The organism is Planktomarina temperata RCA23, from assembly GCF_000738435.1.
In the GTDB taxonomy this organism is placed as follows: Bacteria; Pseudomonadota; Alphaproteobacteria; order Rhodobacterales; family Rhodobacteraceae; genus Planktomarina; species Planktomarina temperata.
In genome coordinates, this window is sequence record NZ_CP003984.1 from 3,125,500 (window position 1) to 3,142,651 (window position 17,152).

Annotated in this window: 17 protein-coding genes; 15 read left to right on the forward strand and 2 right to left on the reverse strand. The window is 55.6% G+C overall.

The window, feature by feature from the left end:
* The first annotated feature begins 32 nt into the window (after positions 1-32).
* Positions 33-1,577, forward strand: coding sequence for a phytoene desaturase family protein (locus RCA23_RS15065; protein ID WP_044051646.1), 1,545 nt, complete (start codon positions 33-35; stop codon positions 1,575-1,577).
* Positions 1,574-2,614: a 15-cis-phytoene synthase gene (gene crtB, locus RCA23_RS15070; RefSeq protein WP_044051000.1), complete on the forward strand. Its 1,041-nt coding sequence runs from the start codon at positions 1,574-1,576 to the stop codon at positions 2,612-2,614. Before RCA23_RS15065 ends, crtB begins: the two co-directional genes overlap by 4 nt.
* Here the strand turns inward: crtB and crtC are convergent, their stop codons facing one another.
* Positions 2,615-3,523 carry a carotenoid 1,2-hydratase gene (gene crtC / locus RCA23_RS15075; protein WP_271507912.1) on the reverse strand — a complete coding sequence of 303 codons (909 nt, stop codon included), beginning with the start codon at positions 3,521-3,523 and terminating at the stop codon, positions 2,615-2,617. It abuts the gene before it with no gap.
* Positions 3,524-3,525: 2 nt separating this feature from the next.
* Entirely contained in the window at positions 3,526-5,001 is a 1,476-nt protein-coding gene (gene crtD, locus RCA23_RS15080) for a 1-hydroxycarotenoid 3,4-desaturase CrtD (RefSeq protein ID WP_044051001.1), read from the reverse strand.
* Positions 5,002-5,124: 123 nt separating this feature from the next.
* Here crtD and RCA23_RS15085 point away from each other — a divergent pair, with 123 nt between their 5' ends.
* The 13 genes from RCA23_RS15085 to dxs all read left to right on the forward strand — a co-directional run bounded on the left by RCA23_RS15085 (position 5,125) and on the right by dxs (position 17,141).
* Positions 5,125-6,012, forward strand: a complete 888-nt coding sequence (locus RCA23_RS15085) for a polyprenyl synthetase family protein (RefSeq protein ID WP_044051648.1) — start codon at positions 5,125-5,127, stop codon at positions 6,010-6,012.
* On the forward strand, positions 6,012-7,157 hold the full coding sequence (locus tag RCA23_RS15090; RefSeq protein ID WP_044051002.1) for a methyltransferase: 1,146 nt from the start codon (positions 6,012-6,014) through the stop codon (positions 7,155-7,157). The genes RCA23_RS15085 and RCA23_RS15090 overlap by 1 nt, the downstream gene beginning before the upstream one ends.
* Before the next feature lie 87 nt (positions 7,158-7,244).
* Complete coding sequence (bchC, locus tag RCA23_RS15095) at positions 7,245-8,186, forward strand: chlorophyll synthesis pathway protein BchC (protein ID WP_044051649.1); 942 nt, start codon at positions 7,245-7,247, stop codon at positions 8,184-8,186.
* Positions 8,183-9,187: a chlorophyllide a reductase iron protein subunit X gene (locus tag RCA23_RS15100; RefSeq protein WP_044051003.1), complete on the forward strand. Its 1,005-nt coding sequence runs from the start codon at positions 8,183-8,185 to the stop codon at positions 9,185-9,187. Before bchC ends, RCA23_RS15100 begins: the two co-directional genes overlap by 4 nt.
* Positions 9,174-10,751, forward strand: coding sequence for a chlorophyllide a reductase subunit Y (gene bchY, locus RCA23_RS15105; RefSeq protein WP_424450460.1), 1,578 nt, complete (start codon positions 9,174-9,176; stop codon positions 10,749-10,751). Before RCA23_RS15100 ends, bchY begins: the two co-directional genes overlap by 14 nt.
* A complete protein-coding gene (gene bchZ / locus RCA23_RS15110) occupies positions 10,751-12,211 on the forward strand; it encodes a chlorophyllide a reductase subunit Z (RefSeq protein ID WP_044051004.1) in 1,461 nt (486 codons plus the stop codon). Before bchY ends, bchZ begins: the two co-directional genes overlap by 1 nt.
* Positions 12,208-12,441, forward strand: a complete 234-nt coding sequence (gene pufQ, locus RCA23_RS15115; protein WP_044051005.1) for a cytochrome PufQ — start codon at positions 12,208-12,210, stop codon at positions 12,439-12,441. The genes bchZ and pufQ overlap by 4 nt, the downstream gene beginning before the upstream one ends.
* Before the next feature lie 146 nt (positions 12,442-12,587).
* Positions 12,588-12,743, forward strand: coding sequence for a light-harvesting antenna LH1, beta subunit (gene pufB / locus RCA23_RS15120; RefSeq protein WP_044051006.1), 156 nt, complete (start codon positions 12,588-12,590; stop codon positions 12,741-12,743).
* A 16-nt stretch (positions 12,744-12,759) separates the two neighbouring features.
* Positions 12,760-12,912 carry a light-harvesting antenna LH1, alpha subunit gene (pufA, locus tag RCA23_RS15125; protein WP_044051007.1) on the forward strand — a complete coding sequence of 51 codons (153 nt, stop codon included), beginning with the start codon at positions 12,760-12,762 and terminating at the stop codon, positions 12,910-12,912.
* Positions 12,913-13,031: 119 nt separating this feature from the next.
* Positions 13,032-13,862 (forward strand): photosynthetic reaction center subunit L, encoded by an 831-nt coding sequence (pufL, locus tag RCA23_RS15130; RefSeq protein WP_044051008.1) that lies wholly within the window; start codon positions 13,032-13,034, stop codon positions 13,860-13,862.
* A 13-nt stretch (positions 13,863-13,875) separates the two neighbouring features.
* Complete coding sequence (gene pufM / locus RCA23_RS15135) at positions 13,876-14,799, forward strand: photosynthetic reaction center subunit M (RefSeq protein ID WP_044051009.1); 924 nt, start codon at positions 13,876-13,878, stop codon at positions 14,797-14,799.
* Between the two features lie 24 nt (positions 14,800-14,823).
* Positions 14,824-15,063 carry an RC-LH1 core complex protein PufX gene (gene pufX, locus RCA23_RS15140; RefSeq protein WP_052377225.1) on the forward strand — a complete coding sequence of 80 codons (240 nt, stop codon included), beginning with the start codon at positions 14,824-14,826 and terminating at the stop codon, positions 15,061-15,063.
* Between the two features lie 185 nt (positions 15,064-15,248).
* Positions 15,249-17,141 (forward strand): 1-deoxy-D-xylulose-5-phosphate synthase, encoded by a 1,893-nt coding sequence (gene dxs, locus RCA23_RS15145; RefSeq protein ID WP_044051010.1) that lies wholly within the window; start codon positions 15,249-15,251, stop codon positions 17,139-17,141.
* Positions 17,142-17,152: the final 11 nt, after the last annotated feature.

Sequence of the window (17,152 nt, forward strand, 5' to 3'; positions counted from 1 at the left end):
ATAATTCTAGACAGATGGCGGGCGAGAAATTTATGACCAACCCTGATCAAAGCACCCAAGACAACCGCGCGGTTGTGATTGGCGCCGGCCTGGGCGGGCTGGCGGCAGCGATGCGGTTGGGCGCAAAGGGCTATGCGGTCACTGTGTTGGACAAGCTTGATCGTGTTGGCGGCCGTGGCTCCTCAGTCACACAAGATGGTCACCGATTTGATTTGGGGCCGACGATTGTCACTATGCCGAAAGTGTTTGAATCCCTCTGGGCCGCCTGTGGTCGAGATTTTCACGCAGATGTAGATCTGCGACCGCTCGAGCCCTTCTATGAGATTCGTTGGCCGGATGGGTCATATTTTCGGGCCAGCGGCGATGATGAGAAAATGCAATCCGAGGTCCAGAGGCTGAACCCTGCGGATTTGCCGGGCTACAAACGCTTTTTGAAAGACTCGCAGAAACGCTATATCATCGGCTATGAGGGCATGGTGGCCGAGCCCATGCACCGGCTTTGGGAAACCCTAAAAGTCCTGCCGACATTTGCCATGCTGCGCGCGGATCGTTCAATTTATGGTCTGGCCGCGCGGCGCGTCAAGGATGAGCGGCTCAGAATGGCCCTCTCCTTTCACCCCTTGTTCATCGGTGGCGACCCGATGCATGTCACCTCAATCTATGCTTTGGTGGCGCATTTGGAAAAAACTTATGGTGTGCATTACGCGATGGGCGGGGTGCAACAGATTGCGGATGCCATGGCCGCAGTGGTGCGCGCCCAAGGCGGGCAAATTCACCAAAACGCGGTCGCGGATGAAATTCTTATCAAGAACGGGGCTGCGCAAGCGGTTGTTCTCACCGACGGCCAAAGGTTCGATGCGCCATTGATTGTAAGCAATGCCGATGCCGGTCATACCTATGATCACCTCCTGCGCAAACACAGCCGTCGACGCTGGACGACCGGAAAACTTGCGCGCAAGCGCTGGTCAATGGGCTTATTCGTTTGGTATTTTGGAACGCGGGGAACCGCGGGCCGATGGGCGGATGTGGGGCATCATACGATCGCCAATGGACCACGCTATAAGGGCCTGTTGCGAGACATCTTTCTCAAAGGCCGTTTGTCGGACGACATGAGCCTCTATATCCACAGGCCATCTGTGACCGACCCAAGTGTCGCGCCCGCGGGGGATGATACATTCTATGTACTATCACCCGTCCCACATTTGGGCTGGAAGAACAAAGTCGATTGGCAAAAGGAGATGCCGATCTACCGCGCCAAGGTGGCCGCCGAAGTGGAGAAATTGATGCCCGGCTTCGAAGCCTGCATTTCAACGGAAACAATTTTCACGCCCGAAACCTTTGAGGATCGCTATCTCAGCCCGCATGGCGCAGGATTTTCCATTGAGCCGCGCATTCTGCAGAGCGCTTGGTTCCGACCCCATAACGTGAGCGAAGAAGCCCGCGGCCTCTATCTTGTTGGCGCAGGAACGCATCCGGGCGCCGGGCTGCCTGGCGTCATCTCCAGCGCAGAGGTCTTGTCAAAACTTGTGCCCGATGCGCCGGTTGCACAGAGCAAAACAAGGATGGCCGCTGAATGATACGCGCTGATGATCTGGAGCATTGCCGCAACGTGATCCGCACCGGGTCATTGTCTTTTCATGCTGCATCAAAATTATTGCCCGCCTCCGTCCGTGATCCGGCCTTGGCGCTTTATGCCTTTTGCCGATTGGCCGATGACGAAGTGGATGAGGGGCAGAACAAGACCCGCGCCGTGATTGAATTGCAAGAACGGTTGGCACTTGTCTATGCGGGACGACCGCGCAATGCCCCCGAGGATCGGGCCTTTGCTTCAGTGGTGGAGGATTTCGAAATGCCAGCCGCCCTGCCCGAAGCTCTGCTTGAAGGTTTGGCATGGGACGCAATGGAGCACCGCTATTCCAGCCTCTCGGACCTGCGCGGCTATTGCGCCCGCGTGGCCTCGGCCGTGGGTGCAATGATGTGTGTCTTGATGCGCGTGCGCGATGCAGACGCATTGGCGCGGGCTTGCGATCTAGGTGTGGCGATGCAGCTGACAAATATTGCGCGGGATGTGGGCGAGGATGCACGGGCAGGACGAATTTACCTGCCACTTGAGTGGATCGATGCTGAAGGGCTTGATCCGCAGCAAGTTTTGAGCGTGACCGAGGCGACGCCAGAACTGCGCCGTATGGTTAAAAAACTATTATCCGAGGCCCATGCGCTCTATGTGAGATCCGAGGCCGGCGTTGCCGCATTACCGCTGAATGCCCGTACGGGAATCTATGCGGCCCGTTATATTTATGACGCAATCGGTCAAGCCGTGGCCCGCAATCACTATGATTCCATCACCCACCGGGGCCGAACAACTAAAGCACAGAAAATGGCGCTTCTTGCGAAATCGTCGCTCCGAACAGCCGCAGGTTTGGTCATGCCAAGGTCCCCAGTGCTCTACGCGCGACCGCTGCCGGAGGTTCAGTTTTTAGTTGATGCCGTGGCCATCAACGAACGCCACGCCATGTCATGGGGCCAAGGGCATACCGGCGCTTTTATTGCCGCCATGGCCGAGCTGAAACGCAAAGAACGTGCCCAATCCAGCGGCGCTATGCTCGCAGAATAGTTAGAATTTCCACTTTGCCCGGCGCGGCACACGGCAAGCCAGCATGGATTTGATGATCGGTGAATCAAAGCGGTTGAGATCGAGCGCTTCATGCACCCCTTGCACCCGCTCACCATTCAGCACGGTTTCGACAACGGATCGGGAGTAAAATGGTGCGTCGAGCATGGATTTGATCTGCTTTGGTCGATGCCCTGGATCAGCACGGGTGGCGCGGGGAAGAGCCCAGAGCGTTCGGTTGAAGCGCGCAGATCCCGGCGCCGAAACATGCGCGGCCTGGCCGTCCGGGGTAAATCCAATAGCCGCCTCCAAGCGCGTACCATCGCGGCGCTCAGCATCATAAAAACAAGTGGCCCCGGATTGAGTCGGATACCGCGCCCAGGTCCAAGAGCTGAAATCCTCCTCTAGGGCGCGTGTGCCAAAGTTGCTGTCAAAATAGCCATGCCCATCAAACTGCCAGCCCTCCGCCTCTAGATCGACAGAAATACGCGCAATTGGAGCAAACGGACGCCAGACATGGGCCCCATCAGCTGTGAGTGGCAATTCAATTTGTGTGAGGGCCGGCGGGGTCAAAGTGATCTGTCCCCGCATTCTAGAAATGATGGGCAATGAAGATATTTCATCCACATCAATCACCAATTGCTTTCCGGTCCAATGCAGAGACGATGGGCCAATGGTGAGCATGTCCGAAGTTTGCCGCAACGCTGTCTGGCCACGGTCTGTCATGGAAAAGCGGCCACCTCGACCATAGGTTGCAACATTGATGCAGCAATGATTGCCAGGATTCCCACGGCCCGACCAAGCATACCATGGCGAGAAGACCGAACCGATAAAGCCGATGACAGAAACGGCACGCTTGCCATCATCGCTGACGCCATCAATATACCACCAGGCATAGCCACCTGGCGGCACCTCTATGTCAAAGTGAGGTCGCTCAAGATCGCCGCGGCCGCATGCTTGGCGGAGAGTGTCGCCATCGGCACCCCGGCCCCCGGATGCGCTCCCCCGCCCACCAAATATAGTCCCTTGGTTTTCGTTCTGGCGGTTGGACGCGCGAAGGCCGCCATCATTCCATGCGGAGATCGCCCGTAGAGGGATCCGTCCGAGCCCGGAAACATCTGCGCGAAATCCTCGGTCATCGTCAGTGTGCTCGGCGGTGGGCGCGGTGTGAAGCTCAGCCCGTGACGCGTGAGGTGATCTAGAAGTATTGTCTGACATTGTTCGCGAACCTTCTGTGAGGGGACTGCCGTTGCTGCGCTGGGCGGATGGTTTAGGATTATTTCAAATCGCTCTTGCCCACCGGGCGTTGTGGATCCAAACCGATCTTGAGCACAAATATAGAGCGTTGGATCATGTTGCGGTGCACCCTGCGCCAATGGCCTATACTCCTGATCTGGATCCGCCGCGAAAAGCACATTATGCGCCGCGAGCGGCAGGCCTTGGACTTGCGCAGCGAAGCTCATGACATGGGCCGAAAGGCTGCGCGGCATCGTCGCTTGAGGGGCGGTGGCGGCGCTGGCCTCGGGCCCCAAGAGCCCGCGGGCCAGGGCATTTGGATCCCCATTGAACAAGACCGCATCGCAGGACAGGAAACGGCCATCGCATTCAAGGTGATATTGGCCCGAGCCGCCATGCTCAAACTTTGTGACACAGCTATCATAATGAAATTCAGCACCCAGAGTCTTGGCACAGGCCTCCATGCCATAGGCCAATTGTTTCATGCCACCTTTGACATGCCAAACACCCAGGCTTTCCACATGCCAGATCAAGGCAAGCAGCGCTGGCGAGGCCTGCGGCAGGCCACCGATATAGGTGGCATAGCGGGCGAAAAGCTGTGCCAGCCGCGGCTCGGAAAACCTGCGCGCGAGCGATTGGGCCAAAGACCGCAGCGGATCCATCCGCATAACTGTGGCGGGAGATCTCAGCATCACCGGAATCATCTTACGCAACGCCGGCGCTGCCGATTGCATCATCGGATCATTGAGCTGCTCAAACAGATACTGCGCATCACGCGAAAAGCGGTGAAACTCAGCCGCCGCCGCCGCGCCAAAACTGTGACGCACATTTTCCAAACTGGCCTGGCGATCGCGCATGAGGTCCAAGCGCGTGCCGTCGCGCCAAAAATGACGGGCCAAGATGTCTTCTTGTATCAGCGTAGCGTAATCAGCCAATTGGCAGCCAACCTCGCGAAAAAGCGCCTCAAACACAGGTTTCATGGTTAAAACTGTTGGGCCCGCATCGATCATACCGGCGGCAGAGGGCAAGCTGCGCATTTTGCCTCCGGGGGTGGCTTGACGCTCGAGAACTGTCACCTTCACGCCGCCATGGGCCAGCCGCATTGCGGCCGCGAGACCTCCTATGCCGGCTCCGATAATGGCGACGTGCTGCATCTCACATGCCTCCTTCACAGCTTTCGATTGACAGATCCGCTTGATGTGTCCATTCTAGTTTACATTACATATGTCATCAAGAGATTACATTTTTGAATGGCTTTTGAATGTGAGGACGAGATCATGGGGTTTAGTACCCGAATTGAAGCGGCGATATCAGATGCCGTAAACTTGGGGCAAACCGCCCCGTCCCCTGCCAAACTTGCCTCTGCATTGCGCTATGCGGTCAGCCCCGGTGGCGCGCGTATTCGCCCAACCATCTTAATGAGTGTCGCCGCGGCCTGCGGTGATGATCGCCCAGAATTGACCAATGCGGCCGCGGCCGCTTTAGAATGTATTCACTGCGCCTCTTTGGTGCATGATGATCTGCCGTGCTTTGACGATGCTGAAACGCGGCGGGGCAAACCCTCCCTTCACCGTGCTTATAGTGAGCCGCTTGCGGTTTTGGCTGGCGACAGTCTCATCGTGATGGCTTTTCAAATTCTCACGCGCCATGCCTCCATTGATCCACAGCGCGCAATTGGGTTGATGAACATCCTGGCCGAGCAGACCGGAATGCCCAATGGCATATGCGCCGGACAGGGCTGGGAAAGTGAGCAAAAAATAGATTTGCGTGCCTATCACAGAGCAAAAACTGGTGCCCTTTTCGTCGCCGCAACGCAAATGGGCGCGATTGCTGCTGGCCAAGATGGTGCACAATGGGATGAGCTGGGATCTCGTATTGGCGAAGCCTTTCAAGTGGCCGATGACCTACGCGATGCGCTTTACAATGAAGCCGAGTTGGGCAAGCCCGCCGGGCAAGACGACCTGCATGGGCGGCCAAACGCGGTTGCGGAATACGGCATCGAGGGCGCGATTTCCCATATGAAAAATATCTTAGGCGGCGCCATCTCTTCTATTCCGCGCTGCCCCGGCGAAGCCATGTTGGCCAAAATGGTCAATGCCCAAGCAGAAATGTTAACTCCCGTGAAATGGCGCAGCAAACACTCAAATCTTCACCCTGGTGAGTAATGCCGGGTGAACGTGAGGCCGGCGGGTGGTATGGGATTTCCGGATGGTCAAACCGTCTGATTGCCTCGCGCAAATTCCAAAAATGGGCGGCAAAAAGTTTCTTAACTCGGCGGATGGTTCGACGTGAAGGCGCCGCATTATTTGGTCTTTTGGCCGGGTTTTGCCACTCACAAGTTCTTATGGCGCTGGTACAATTCGATATCTTCAACCTTTTGTTAAACGGTCCAAAAACACTTGAGGAGCTTGCCGAGACTTGCAAAGTGCCACAGGACCGGATGACAATTTTGTTGCGGGCAGCTGTGGCCTTAAAACTATTGCGCTCCAAGGGCGGCGGACGCTTTGCATTGAGCAAAACCAGCGCAGCTTTGCTCGGAGTGCCGGGTCTAAGTGATATGATCCGGCACCACGATGTCCTCTATCGCGATCTGTCTGATCCAGCTGCTTTTTTCCGAGGCGAGACCCAAACAGAGCTGGCCGATTTTTGGCCCTATGTGTTTGGTGGAGAGATGGAGCCGCAAGCGGCCAAAACCTATTCCGATTTGATGGCCCGCAGTCAAGAATTGGTCGCAGAAGATACGCTGCGCAGCCTCGATCTGTCCACCGTGGGCACATTGCTTGACGTTGGCGGTGGCTCTGGCGCTTTTCTCGAGCATGTCGGTCGGGCGCATCCACATGTGAAATTGATGTTGTTCGACCTGGAACAGGTCGCGCCCACCGCCGCTCCGAGATTCGCGGCCGCAGGCATGGATGACCGCGCGCAGATTGCCTGTGGGTCATTTAAAACAGACGCCATTCCCGAAGGCGCCGATTCTATCAGCTTGATCCGGGTGCTATACGACCATACCGATGAGACCGTGGCGATGCTTTTGGCCAAATGCTGGGCGAGCCTGCCCGTGGGGGGGCGGCTGATTATCTCTGAACCTATGTCCGGGGGCGCCTGCCCGGAACCGGCTGGCGATGTCTATTTCGCCCTTTACACATTGGCGATGCGCACGGGAAAAACGCGCTCAATTCAGGAAATTTCGGCGCTTTGTCGCCAAGCCGGCTTTGACATCATCAAGACTCCAAAACCCGCCCGCGCCTTTGTCACACGCTGTCTAGAGGCCCGTAAAGTTGCTTCTGCCTCAGCTGTCAATATTAGTTGACAGTTAAATGTGTCACTTTTAAAGTACAATACATGAGAAATTTCAAACTGGCATATCCCAGTTATGAAATCCAAAGGGAGCTTTGCTGTGCAGACAACTGCTGTCGTCTTAAATGGGCCCAGAGATATCCGTCTCGATACGCTCACTGTGGCTGCGCCACAGGCGAAAGACTTGGTTGTGCAAATTAAGCATTCCGGCATTTCGACGGGAACTGAAAAACTGTTTTGGTCCGGACAAATGCCCCCTTTCCCAGGGATGGGCTACCCGCTTGTGCCGGGATATGAAGCAACCGGTGAAGTGGTTGAAGCGCCGCAGTCCAGCGCCTTTAAACCCGGAGATACGGTCTTTGTACCCGGTGCCAATTGCTATGATGGCGCTTTTGGGCTTTTTGGCGGCGCCGCACGTTATCTGGTCAGCAATGAAGATCGCGTTACAAAATTGGACGGGGCGATGGGCGCGGAAGGGGCTTTGTTGGCCCTGGCGGCCACGGCCCGTCACGCCATGGCTGGGCCCGGAAAATCCGTACCAGATTTGATCGTCGGTCACGGGGTCTTAGGACGCCTGCTGGCCCGCCTCACCGTAGCCGCTGGTGCACCGCCGCCAACAGTTTGGGAAATTGATCCTGCCCGCCGTATGGGCGCTAAGGGCTATCAGGTCGTGGCGCCAGAAGAGGATCAAAGAAAAGATTACAAATCTATCTATGATGCCTCTGGGTCCACGGATGTCCTGGCTCAATTGATTGGCCGCCTGTCCAAAGGTGGCGAGATTGTCCTGGCTGGCTTTTACACCGACCCTATAAGCTTCGCCTTTCCACCAGCCTTTATGAAAGAAGCCAAGTTTCGCGTGGCCGCAGAATGGGACCGCGACGACCTAACCGCAACACGTGCTTTGGTTGAGAGCGGTGCTCTGAGCCTTGGCGGGTTGATCACACATTCATCGTCAGCAGCCGATGCGCCTGAGGCCTATGAAACGGCCTTTCGGGACTCGTCCTGTCTGAAAATGATGCTCAATTGGGAGAAAACGTCGTGAAAGATGAAGTGCCAAATCTGAAGAATTTCGATCAGCGGTTGCGAGATGAAGCCAATGAAGACATCTCCCTTGAGGTGCCACAGGGCGAACCCACCAGCAAAACTCAAATCATTGCTATCTATGGAAAAGGTGGCATCGGTAAGTCTTTCACCCTGGCCAATTTGAGCCATATGATGGCCGAGCAAGGCAAGCGCGTCTTGCTGATCGGATGCGATCCAAAATCAGACACAACCTCCTTGCTCTTCGGAGGCAAGGCCTGCCCCACGATCATCGAAACCTCCGGGCAAAAGAAGATTGCCGGCGAAGAAGTGAAAATTGGCGACGTATGCTTCAAACGGGGTGGCGTTTTTGCCATGGAGCTCGGCGGCCCGGAAGTTGGGCGCGGATGCGGTGGCCGTGGGATTATTCACGGATTCGAATTGCTGGAAAAATTGGGATTCCACGACTGGGACTTCGATTATGTTCTGCTTGATTTCCTAGGGGATGTCGTCTGTGGCGGGTTCGGCCTGCCAATTGCACGCGATATGGCACAAAAAGTCATCCTGGTGGCCTCCAATGACCTTCAGTCTCTCTATGTGGCCAATAATGTGTGCTCGGCGGTCGAATATTTCCGAAAGCTTGGCGGAAACGTGGGTGTTGCTGGACTGGTTATCAACAAAGATGATGGCAGTGGTGAGGCCGCGGCTTTTGCCAAGGCTGTCGATATCCCGATTTTGGCGGCGATTCCACAAGATGATGACCTGCGCAAGAAATCTGCAAACTATCAAATTGTCGGCACCTCCGAATCGCAATGGGGCGCTTTGTTTGGCCAATTGGGAGAAGCTGTCGGCCTCGCGCCGCCCGTGCGCCCGACGCCGCTGGATCAAGATGGCCTCTTGGCCCTGTTTGACGCCAAAGACACGGGCGGCGATTACCAGTTAGTGCCCGCCACAGACATGGACATGCGCGGCAAAAAAGCGGCGCCACGCGCCAGTTTAGAAGTGGTATATGATGATGTCTGAGGCCAATCGCCAAGGTTTTGACGTCAGCTACGATGCCTCCGGCACATTGCAAGTCATTGAGGCCAGCGAAGCCTCCAAGGCTGTCGCGGCCGAGGGTGGTTGCTCCGCCGGGGTAGACACCCTTCAGGCGGCAGCCCGCGCGGCTGGCAAGTCAGAAATCTTGGACCAATACGCCAAAGATTACCCGCAAGGACCGCACGAAAAACCGCAAAGCATGTGCCCTGCCTTTGGCTCGCTGCGGGTCGGCCTGCGGATGAAGCGCACGTCAACAATCTTGAGCGGATCTGCCTGCTGCGTTTACGGATTGACCTTCGTGTCGCATTTCTATGGGGCGCGGCGCTCAGTGGGCTATGTGCCGTTCAATTCGGAAACTCTGGTCACGGGCAAGCTGTTTGAAGACATTCGCGAGGCGGTGCATGACATCGCAGATCCCGAAAAGCTTGATGCGATTATTGTCACAAATCTATGTGTGCCGACGGCCTCCGGTGTGCCTTTGCGGCTCTTGCCCGAACAAATCAATGGTGTGCGCGTTGTTGGTATTGATGTGCCAGGCTTCGGCATTCCAACCCACGCGGAGGCCAAGGATGTGCTGTCCGGTGCAATGCTGAACTATGCCCGCAAAGAAATTGCCGCCGGCCCTGTGCCGATGCCGGCCATGGGCAAATCGGATCGACCCACGGTCAGCCTGCTGGGTGAAATGTTCCCAGCTGATCCTATGGTCATTGGGCAAATGCTGGCGCCGCTTGGCCTGGCGGCCGGCACTGTTGTTCCCTGCCGCGAATGGCGCGAACTCTATTCCGCTTTGGACTGCGGGGCGGTGGCGGCGATTCACCCGTTTTACACCGCAAGCATCCGTGAATTTGAAGCCGCAGGGCGCCCGATTATAGGCTCCGCACCCGTCGGATCCGAAGGCACAGCCGCTTGGCTGGCAGCGATTGGCGAGGCTTTTGCGCTTCCAGCGGATGTCATCGCAGCGGCACAAAACCAATTTGTGCCTCAAATTCGTCAAGCCCTAAAGCAAGCGCCGATCAAAGGCACAATCACCCTATCAGGCTATGAGGGCAGTGAGCTTTTGGTGGCCCGCCTGCTGATCGAAAGCGGTGCAGATGTTCCCTATGTGGGCACGGCTTGTCCGAAAACACCTTGGTCGGCACAGGATGCCGAATGGCTCGAATCCCACGGGGTAAAAGTCAAATTCCGCGCCTCATTGGAAGATGATTGCGCCGCCATGGAAGCCATTCATCCTGATCTGGCCATCGGCACAACACCCGTTGTCCAGAAGGGTAAAGAGCTGGGAATACCCTCGCTTTATTTCACAAATTTGATTTCTGCGCGGCCTTTGATGGGAGCTGCGGGCGCGGGCTCATTGGCACAGGTGATCAATGCGGCCATGGGAAACAAAGCGCGTATGGACCACATGCGTTCCTTCTTTGAGGGTGTCGGCCGGGGCGATACCGGTGGAATTTGGGCAGGTAAACCCAACCTGCAACCTAATTTCCGAGCGGTGAATCTCAAAAAGCTTGAGAAAAAAGCCCGTGCGGCCAAAGCGGCGGAGATGATTTAATGCTGGTGCAAGATCATGACCGTGCAGGAGGCTATTGGGGCGCTGTTTATGCATTCTGCGCCACCAAAGGCTTGCAAGTCATCATCGATGGCCCGGTCGGCTGCGAAAACCTGCCCGTCACCTCAGTTCTGCACTACACCGACGGATTGCCCCCACATGAATTGCCTATCGTCGTCACCGGCTTGGGCGAGGAAGAAATGGGATCCGGAACCGAAGACTCGATGAAGCGCGCGTGGGATGTGCTGGATCCAGCCCTACCTGCGGTGGTGGTCACCGGTTCAATTTCGGAGATGATTGGCGGCGGTGTCACACCACAAGGCACCAATATTCAAAGATTCCTCCCCCGCACGATTGATGAAGATCAATGGCAAACAGCCGATCGTGCGATGACATGGATTTTCAGTGAATTTGGCATGACGAAAGGCCGGATGCCCCCTGAGAAAAAGCGCGAAGAAGGCGCGCCGCCACGGGTGAATATCCTAGGGCCCATGTATGGCACATTTAACATGCCATCAGATCTTGCTGAGATAAGACGCCTGGTCAAAGGCATCGGCGCAGAAATCAATATGGTGATGCCGCTTGGGGCACATATCGCTGAAATGCGCGGTCTGGTGAATGCCGATGTGAATATCTGCATGTACCGGGAATTTGGCCGCGGGCTTTGTGAACTGCTCAACAAGCCCTATCTCCAAGCCCCTATCGGAATTGAGTCCACCACGAAGTTTCTGCGCAGCTTGGGGGAGCTTCTGGATCTGGATCCGGAACCTTTTATCGAACAGGAAAAACACTCCACCATTAAGCCCGTTTGGGATCTGTGGCGCTCGGTGACCCAGGATTTTTTCGCCACCGCCTCTTTCGCCATTGTGGCCCATGAGACCTATACACGCGGCATTCAAAACTATCTTGAGAACGATCTTGGATTGCCCTGCGCCTTTGCCGTATCGCGGCAACGCGGCCAGAAGACAGATAATGACGCGGTGCGTGCCCTTATGCATGAGAAAAAACCCCTGCTGGTTTTGGGCTCGATCAATGAGAAAATGTATTTGGCCGAAATGAAGGCCGGCTTTGGTCCTGCGCCTTCATTCATTCCCGCCTCTTTCCCAGGTGCCGCCATTCGCCGGGCAACCGGCACGCCTTTTATGGGTTATGCGGGCGCAACCTATCTGTTGCAGGAAGTGTGCAACAGCCTGTTTGATGCCTTGTTTCACATACTACCTCTGGGCACAGAAATGGACGCCACGCCGGCCACACCCACCACACTGCGCCGTGATTTTCCATGGGATGCGGATGCGCAATCCGCCTTGGACGCGATTGTTGCCTCACACCCCATACTTACAAGAATTTCCGCCGCCAAAACTCTGCGAGATGCTGCCGAAAAAAGCGCCCTCGAGAATGGCGAAGAGCGGGTTTTACTGAAGACTGTCAAAAGCCTTCAGTCAATTTCAGGAGGAGTATCATGACTGACTTTGCAAATGAAATGTCTGGACTGTCAAAGCAACCCAGAAGTCTTCGGCACTCAAAAAATGAATATCGCGTCTATCTCGCGTTGATCTTCTTGGCCGCTTTGCCGTTTTGCACCGTGATTTGGGCCTATCGCCTGATCCGGCACATGACGCTGCCCACGCTGGGTCCAATTCAAAGCGCGATCAGCGAGGCGCGCACCATCACACCGCGTATTTTTCAAACGTAGGTTAGAGATTCCCCGCGCCCAACCGGCCCGGGGTCAAAGATCCGCTCTTCCGCATGGGGCAGTGGAATTAAGGCAGGGGGTGTGCCCTTGTTGTAACCCGGCTGCAGGGGCCTTGCAGCGTCAGTACATATTTTCAGGAGAAGAAAATGGCTGATAAAAATGACCTAAGTTTCACAGGTCTTACAGATGAACAAGCGCAGGAATTGCACTCAGTTTATATGAGCGGATTAATGATCTTCACGACCGTTGCGGTCGTGGCTCACGTGCTGACGTACATCAAACTGCCTTGGTTCGCTTGGTAAAGGGAGAATATAGAACATGGCACAGTTTTACAAAATCTGGCTGATCTTCGACCCGCGTCGCGTCTTCGTGGCTCAGGGTGTTTTCCTTTTCTTGCTCGCAGCAATGATTCACCTCGTTCTGTTGAGCAATGATGCAACCAACTGGTTTAGCCTCGCCTTTGGCGGCTAACTGGCTGTTTTAATAACGCTTTGGCCGGCGTGTCTATCCCTCCGGCCAAAGCAAACAGTTGAGATTGAAACATAGCTGCGCATCTAAGGCAGCCGAAATGTTTAAGAGGGAGAAAGAAGATGGCATTGCTCAGCTTCGAGAGAAAATACCGCGTTCGAGGTGGAACGCTGGTTGGGGGTGATCTGTTCGATTTCTGGATTGGTCCCTTCTATGTCGGCTTTTTCGGTGTCACGACGATCTTTTTCGCCGCGCTTGGCACATTGTTGATATTTTACAGTGCCGCTTTGGGAGACACGTGGAATCCTTGGCTGATTTCCGTCAATCCACCCGCCATTGAAGTTGGCCTGGGCGTCGCACCTTTGGCCGAAGGCGGCCTATGGCAAGCCATCACCATCTGCGCGACATTCGCTTTTTTAAGCTGGATGATGCGAGAGGTCGAAATCTGCCGCAAACTCGGCATGGGCTTGCATGTGCCTTTCGCCTTTGGTGTTGCAATTCTTGCCTATGTCACTTTGGTGATCATTCGGCCTGTGCTTTTGGGCGCCTGGGGCCACGGATTTCCCTATGGCATCTTTAGCCATCTCGATTGGGTCAATAACGTCGGATATGCCTATGGCAACTTCCATTATAACCCAGCGCATATGATTGCGATCACCTTCTTTTTCACCACCTGCTTTGCTTTGGCATTGCATGGCTCGCTAGTCCTGTCAGCTGTGAACCCTGGTAAGGGCAAAACCATTGGCACGCCAGATCACGAAGACACCTACTTCCGCGATCTCATCGGCTATTCCATCGGGCCCTTGGGCATTCACCGCCTCGGTCTTTTGCTGGCGCTAAGCGCCGTTATTTGGAGCGCGATCTGCATCGTGATTTCCGGCACGATTTGGTTCGATAGCTGGAGCTCGTGGTGGGATTGGTATGCTGAATTGCCCTGGTGGGCGGATCTTTAAGGGGGACTGAAACATGGAATATCAAAATATTTTCACACAGGTTCAAGTGCAAGGTCCACCCGAAATGGGCATGGACCCTACGGGAGACATCGCCCGTGAGCGCACAAACAAGGCTGGTTTCTCGAAACTGGCTGGCATTTTGGGCAATGCGCAATTGGGCCCGCTGCATCTGGGTATGTTTGGCGTCGTTTCTCTGGCGACGGGCCTGCTGTGGTTCTTTATCGTCGGCCTGAATTTTTGGGCCCAAGCGGATTACTCGCCAGCCGTTTTCATGCGCGATCTGTTTTGGTTCTCACTTGAGCCACCTTCAGAGGAATATGGTCTTGGCATGGCGCCTTTAAACGAAGGTGGCTGGTGGTTGATTTCCTCCTTCTTCTTGCTGGTCTCCGTCATTGCATGGTGGATCCGCACCTATCTGCGCGCCGAAGAGCTGGGCCTTGGGAAACATGTCAGTTGGGCCTTTGCCTCGGCCATCTGGCTGTTTTTGGTTCTTGGCCTGATCCGCCCAGTGATGATGGGCTCTTGGTCAGAAGCGGTGCCTTATGGGGTGTTCTCGCATCTTGATTGGACAAATCTGTTTTCACTGACCTATGGCAACCTGTTCTACAACCCATTCCACGCACTCTCGATCGCCTTTCTTTACGGCTCTGCTTTGCTCTTCGCTATGCATGGCGCCACAATCCTGGCCGTATCGCGCTATGGTGGCGAGCGGGAAATTGAGCAAATCGTGGATCGCGGGACGGCCTCAGAACGCGCGGCACTCTTCTGGCGCTGGACCATGGGCTTCAACGCGACCATGGAAGGTATTCACCGCTGGGCGTGGTGGTTTGCAGTCCTGACAACTTTGACAGGCGGTATTGGCATTTTGCTCACAGGGACCGTGGTCGACAATTGGTATGTCTGGGCACAAGACCATGGCTATGCGCCGCTGGATTGATCTTAAGCATAAGGGAAATGGATTATGAGTGATCATCAAGACTATCTCGGAACTGGGAGTGACACAAAATTTCGGCTGCGCGCAGATGTGCTGATGCTGATGTTGAAAGGTGCAGGATACGCAGCTGTATTCTGTCTGGTGCTCTGGTTTGGACTTATGGTTCTGTATTGGATCGGCAAAGCCTTGCCCGAGGAATCGCGCGACACGCCCGATCCTGGCCAGGCATTTTTGCAACAGCCATATATCGAAACCACACGCGTTTAAGAATTTCCTCAAGCGCCCCGGCGCTTGAGGATCCGAATTCCAGATATCTCAGTCCCTGAATATCTGGAAGCATCGGGATGCAGCATCCTGATATTTCCTGTTGGCTACAGGGGGCAGGTGACTTCTAACATCAGAGGCACCTGCACCTGGCCAACAGGGCCAACACGCCAAGATAAGGATCAACCATGCACTCTTTGCTTGACGAGATTACAGCACCCTCAGACCTCAAAACCCTGAGCGACCAACAACTGGCGCAGCTGGCCGATGAATTGAGAGTCGACGTGATCGAAGCCGTCTCGCGCACTGGGGGACATTTGGGCTCGTCGCTCGGAGTGGTAGAGTTGACCGTTGCACTGCATGCAGTATTCGACACCCCAAAGGACAAGCTAATCTGGGACGTGGGGCATCAATGCTATCCCCATAAAGTTCTAACGGGCCGCCGCGCTGGCATGGGAACCCTGCGCCAAGAAGGCGGGCTATCTGGCTTCACCAAACGCAGCGAGTCGCCCTATGATCCTTTCGGCGCCGCCCATTCCTCGACCTCAATATCTGCCGCTCATGGCTTCACCGTAGCACGCGATCTTGGACAAGATACAGGTGACGCCATCGCCGTCATTGGCGATGGATCGATCAGCGCCGGCATGGCCTATGAAGCGCTCAACAACGCAGGAGCTGAGGGCCGCCGGATGTTTGTCATCCTCAACGACAATGAAATGAGCATCGCGCCTCCGGTGGGCGCAATGTCAAAATATATGTCGGGGCTGGCCGGCACTGCGCTCGCACAGCTCAATGCCTTTGGTCAGGATATCGAAACCGTCCTGCCTGGCCCTATGCGCGACCACGCCCGTCGCGCGCGAGAATTGGTGACAGGCGCCGTCGCCTCACAGGGCACAATCTTTGAAGAGCTTGGCTTTGAGTACATCGGGCCCATTGATGGCCATGATATGAGCCAGCTCCTCTCCGTTTTGCGCTCTGCAAGAACCCGCGCCAAGGGTCCGGTTTTGATCCATTGCTGCACAGTAAAGGGCAAGGGCTATGCGCCAGCAGAAACCTCGGCCGATAAATATCACGGGGTGGCAAAGTTTGACGTGGCCAGCGGCGCACAGATGAAATCGGGCGCCAATGCGCCCAGCTACACCACAGTCTTCGGCCAAACCCTCACACAACTGGCCGAAAAAGACTCCAAGATTGTTGGCATTACCGCAGCAATGCCCTCTGGTACTGGCCTAGATATCTTTGCCCAGCGCTTTGCGGACCGCATGTTTGATGTGGGGATTGCCGAGCAACATGGTGTCACCTTCGCCGCAGGCCTGGCCGCGAGCGGCCTCAAGCCCTTTTGCGCGATCTATTCAACTTTTTTGCAGCGCGGTTATGATCAAATTGTCCATGACGTGGCGCTGCAAAACCTGCCGGTGCGCTTTGCCATAGATCGGGCTGGATTGGTCGGTGCGGATGGGGCGACCCATGCCGGCGCCTTTGATATTGGCTTTTTGACGGCCTTGCCCAATATGGTGGTTATGGCGGCCGCAGATGAGGCCGAACTGGTGCATATGATTACAACCGCCGCCGCCCATGACACCGGCCCCATCGCCTTTCGCTACCCCCGTGGCACAGGCACAGGCGTTAGCATTCCGCAAGAAGGCGAGTTGCTGCAAATTGGCAAAGGGCGCATTGTCCGCCCAGGCGCAGAGATCGCTCTGTTGTCCTTCGGGGGGCATCTGGCTGAGGCACTGAAGGCCGCAGACCTCATATCAGCACAGGGCGTTGACGCCACAGTGGCAGATGCGAGATTTGCCAAGCCCTTGGATCACGCGCTTATTTCCAAATTGGCCAAAACCCATAAGGTCCTCATCACTATTGAACAGGGCGCGCAGGGAGGTTTTGGGGCAATGGTGTTGCACTATCTGGCAGATACAGGTCTGCTTGACGGCCCATTGGCCGTGCGCAGCATGACATTGCCAGATCGATTTATTGATCAGGCCGCCCCGGATGCGATGTATGCGGATGCAGGATTAACCGCCACAGATATTGCAGCCACAGCCTTGCAAGCCCTCAAACGCGCGCCTGTCTCAGTCTAATCAAGCAGGGC

Excerpts from the sequence above, each read along its gene's own strand:
- RCA23_RS15065 (WP_044051646.1), top strand. The coding sequence starts at position 33 with ATGACCAACCCTGATCAAAGCACCCAAGACAACCGCGCGGTTGTGATT.
- crtB (WP_044051000.1), top strand. The coding sequence starts at position 1,574 with ATGATACGCGCTGATGATCTGGAGCATTGCCGCAACGTGATCCGCACC.
- crtD (WP_044051001.1), bottom strand. The coding sequence starts at position 5,001 with ATGCAGCACGTCGCCATTATCGGAGCCGGCATAGGAGGTCTCGCGGCC.
- RCA23_RS15085 (WP_044051648.1), top strand. The coding sequence starts at position 5,125 with ATGGGGTTTAGTACCCGAATTGAAGCGGCGATATCAGATGCCGTAAAC.
- RCA23_RS15090 (WP_044051002.1), top strand. The coding sequence starts at position 6,012 with ATGCCGGGTGAACGTGAGGCCGGCGGGTGGTATGGGATTTCCGGATGG.
- bchY (WP_424450460.1), top strand. The coding sequence starts at position 9,174 with ATGATGATGTCTGAGGCCAATCGCCAAGGTTTTGACGTCAGCTACGAT.
- bchZ (WP_044051004.1), top strand. The coding sequence starts at position 10,751 with ATGCTGGTGCAAGATCATGACCGTGCAGGAGGCTATTGGGGCGCTGTT.
- pufQ (WP_044051005.1), top strand. The coding sequence starts at position 12,208 with ATGACTGACTTTGCAAATGAAATGTCTGGACTGTCAAAGCAACCCAGA.
- pufB (WP_044051006.1), top strand. The coding sequence starts at position 12,588 with ATGGCTGATAAAAATGACCTAAGTTTCACAGGTCTTACAGATGAACAA.
- pufA (WP_044051007.1), top strand. The coding sequence starts at position 12,760 with ATGGCACAGTTTTACAAAATCTGGCTGATCTTCGACCCGCGTCGCGTC.
- pufL (WP_044051008.1), top strand. The coding sequence starts at position 13,032 with ATGGCATTGCTCAGCTTCGAGAGAAAATACCGCGTTCGAGGTGGAACG.
- pufM (WP_044051009.1), top strand. The coding sequence starts at position 13,876 with ATGGAATATCAAAATATTTTCACACAGGTTCAAGTGCAAGGTCCACCC.
- pufX (WP_052377225.1), top strand. The coding sequence starts at position 14,824 with ATGAGTGATCATCAAGACTATCTCGGAACTGGGAGTGACACAAAATTT.
- dxs (WP_044051010.1), top strand. The coding sequence starts at position 15,249 with ATGCACTCTTTGCTTGACGAGATTACAGCACCCTCAGACCTCAAAACC.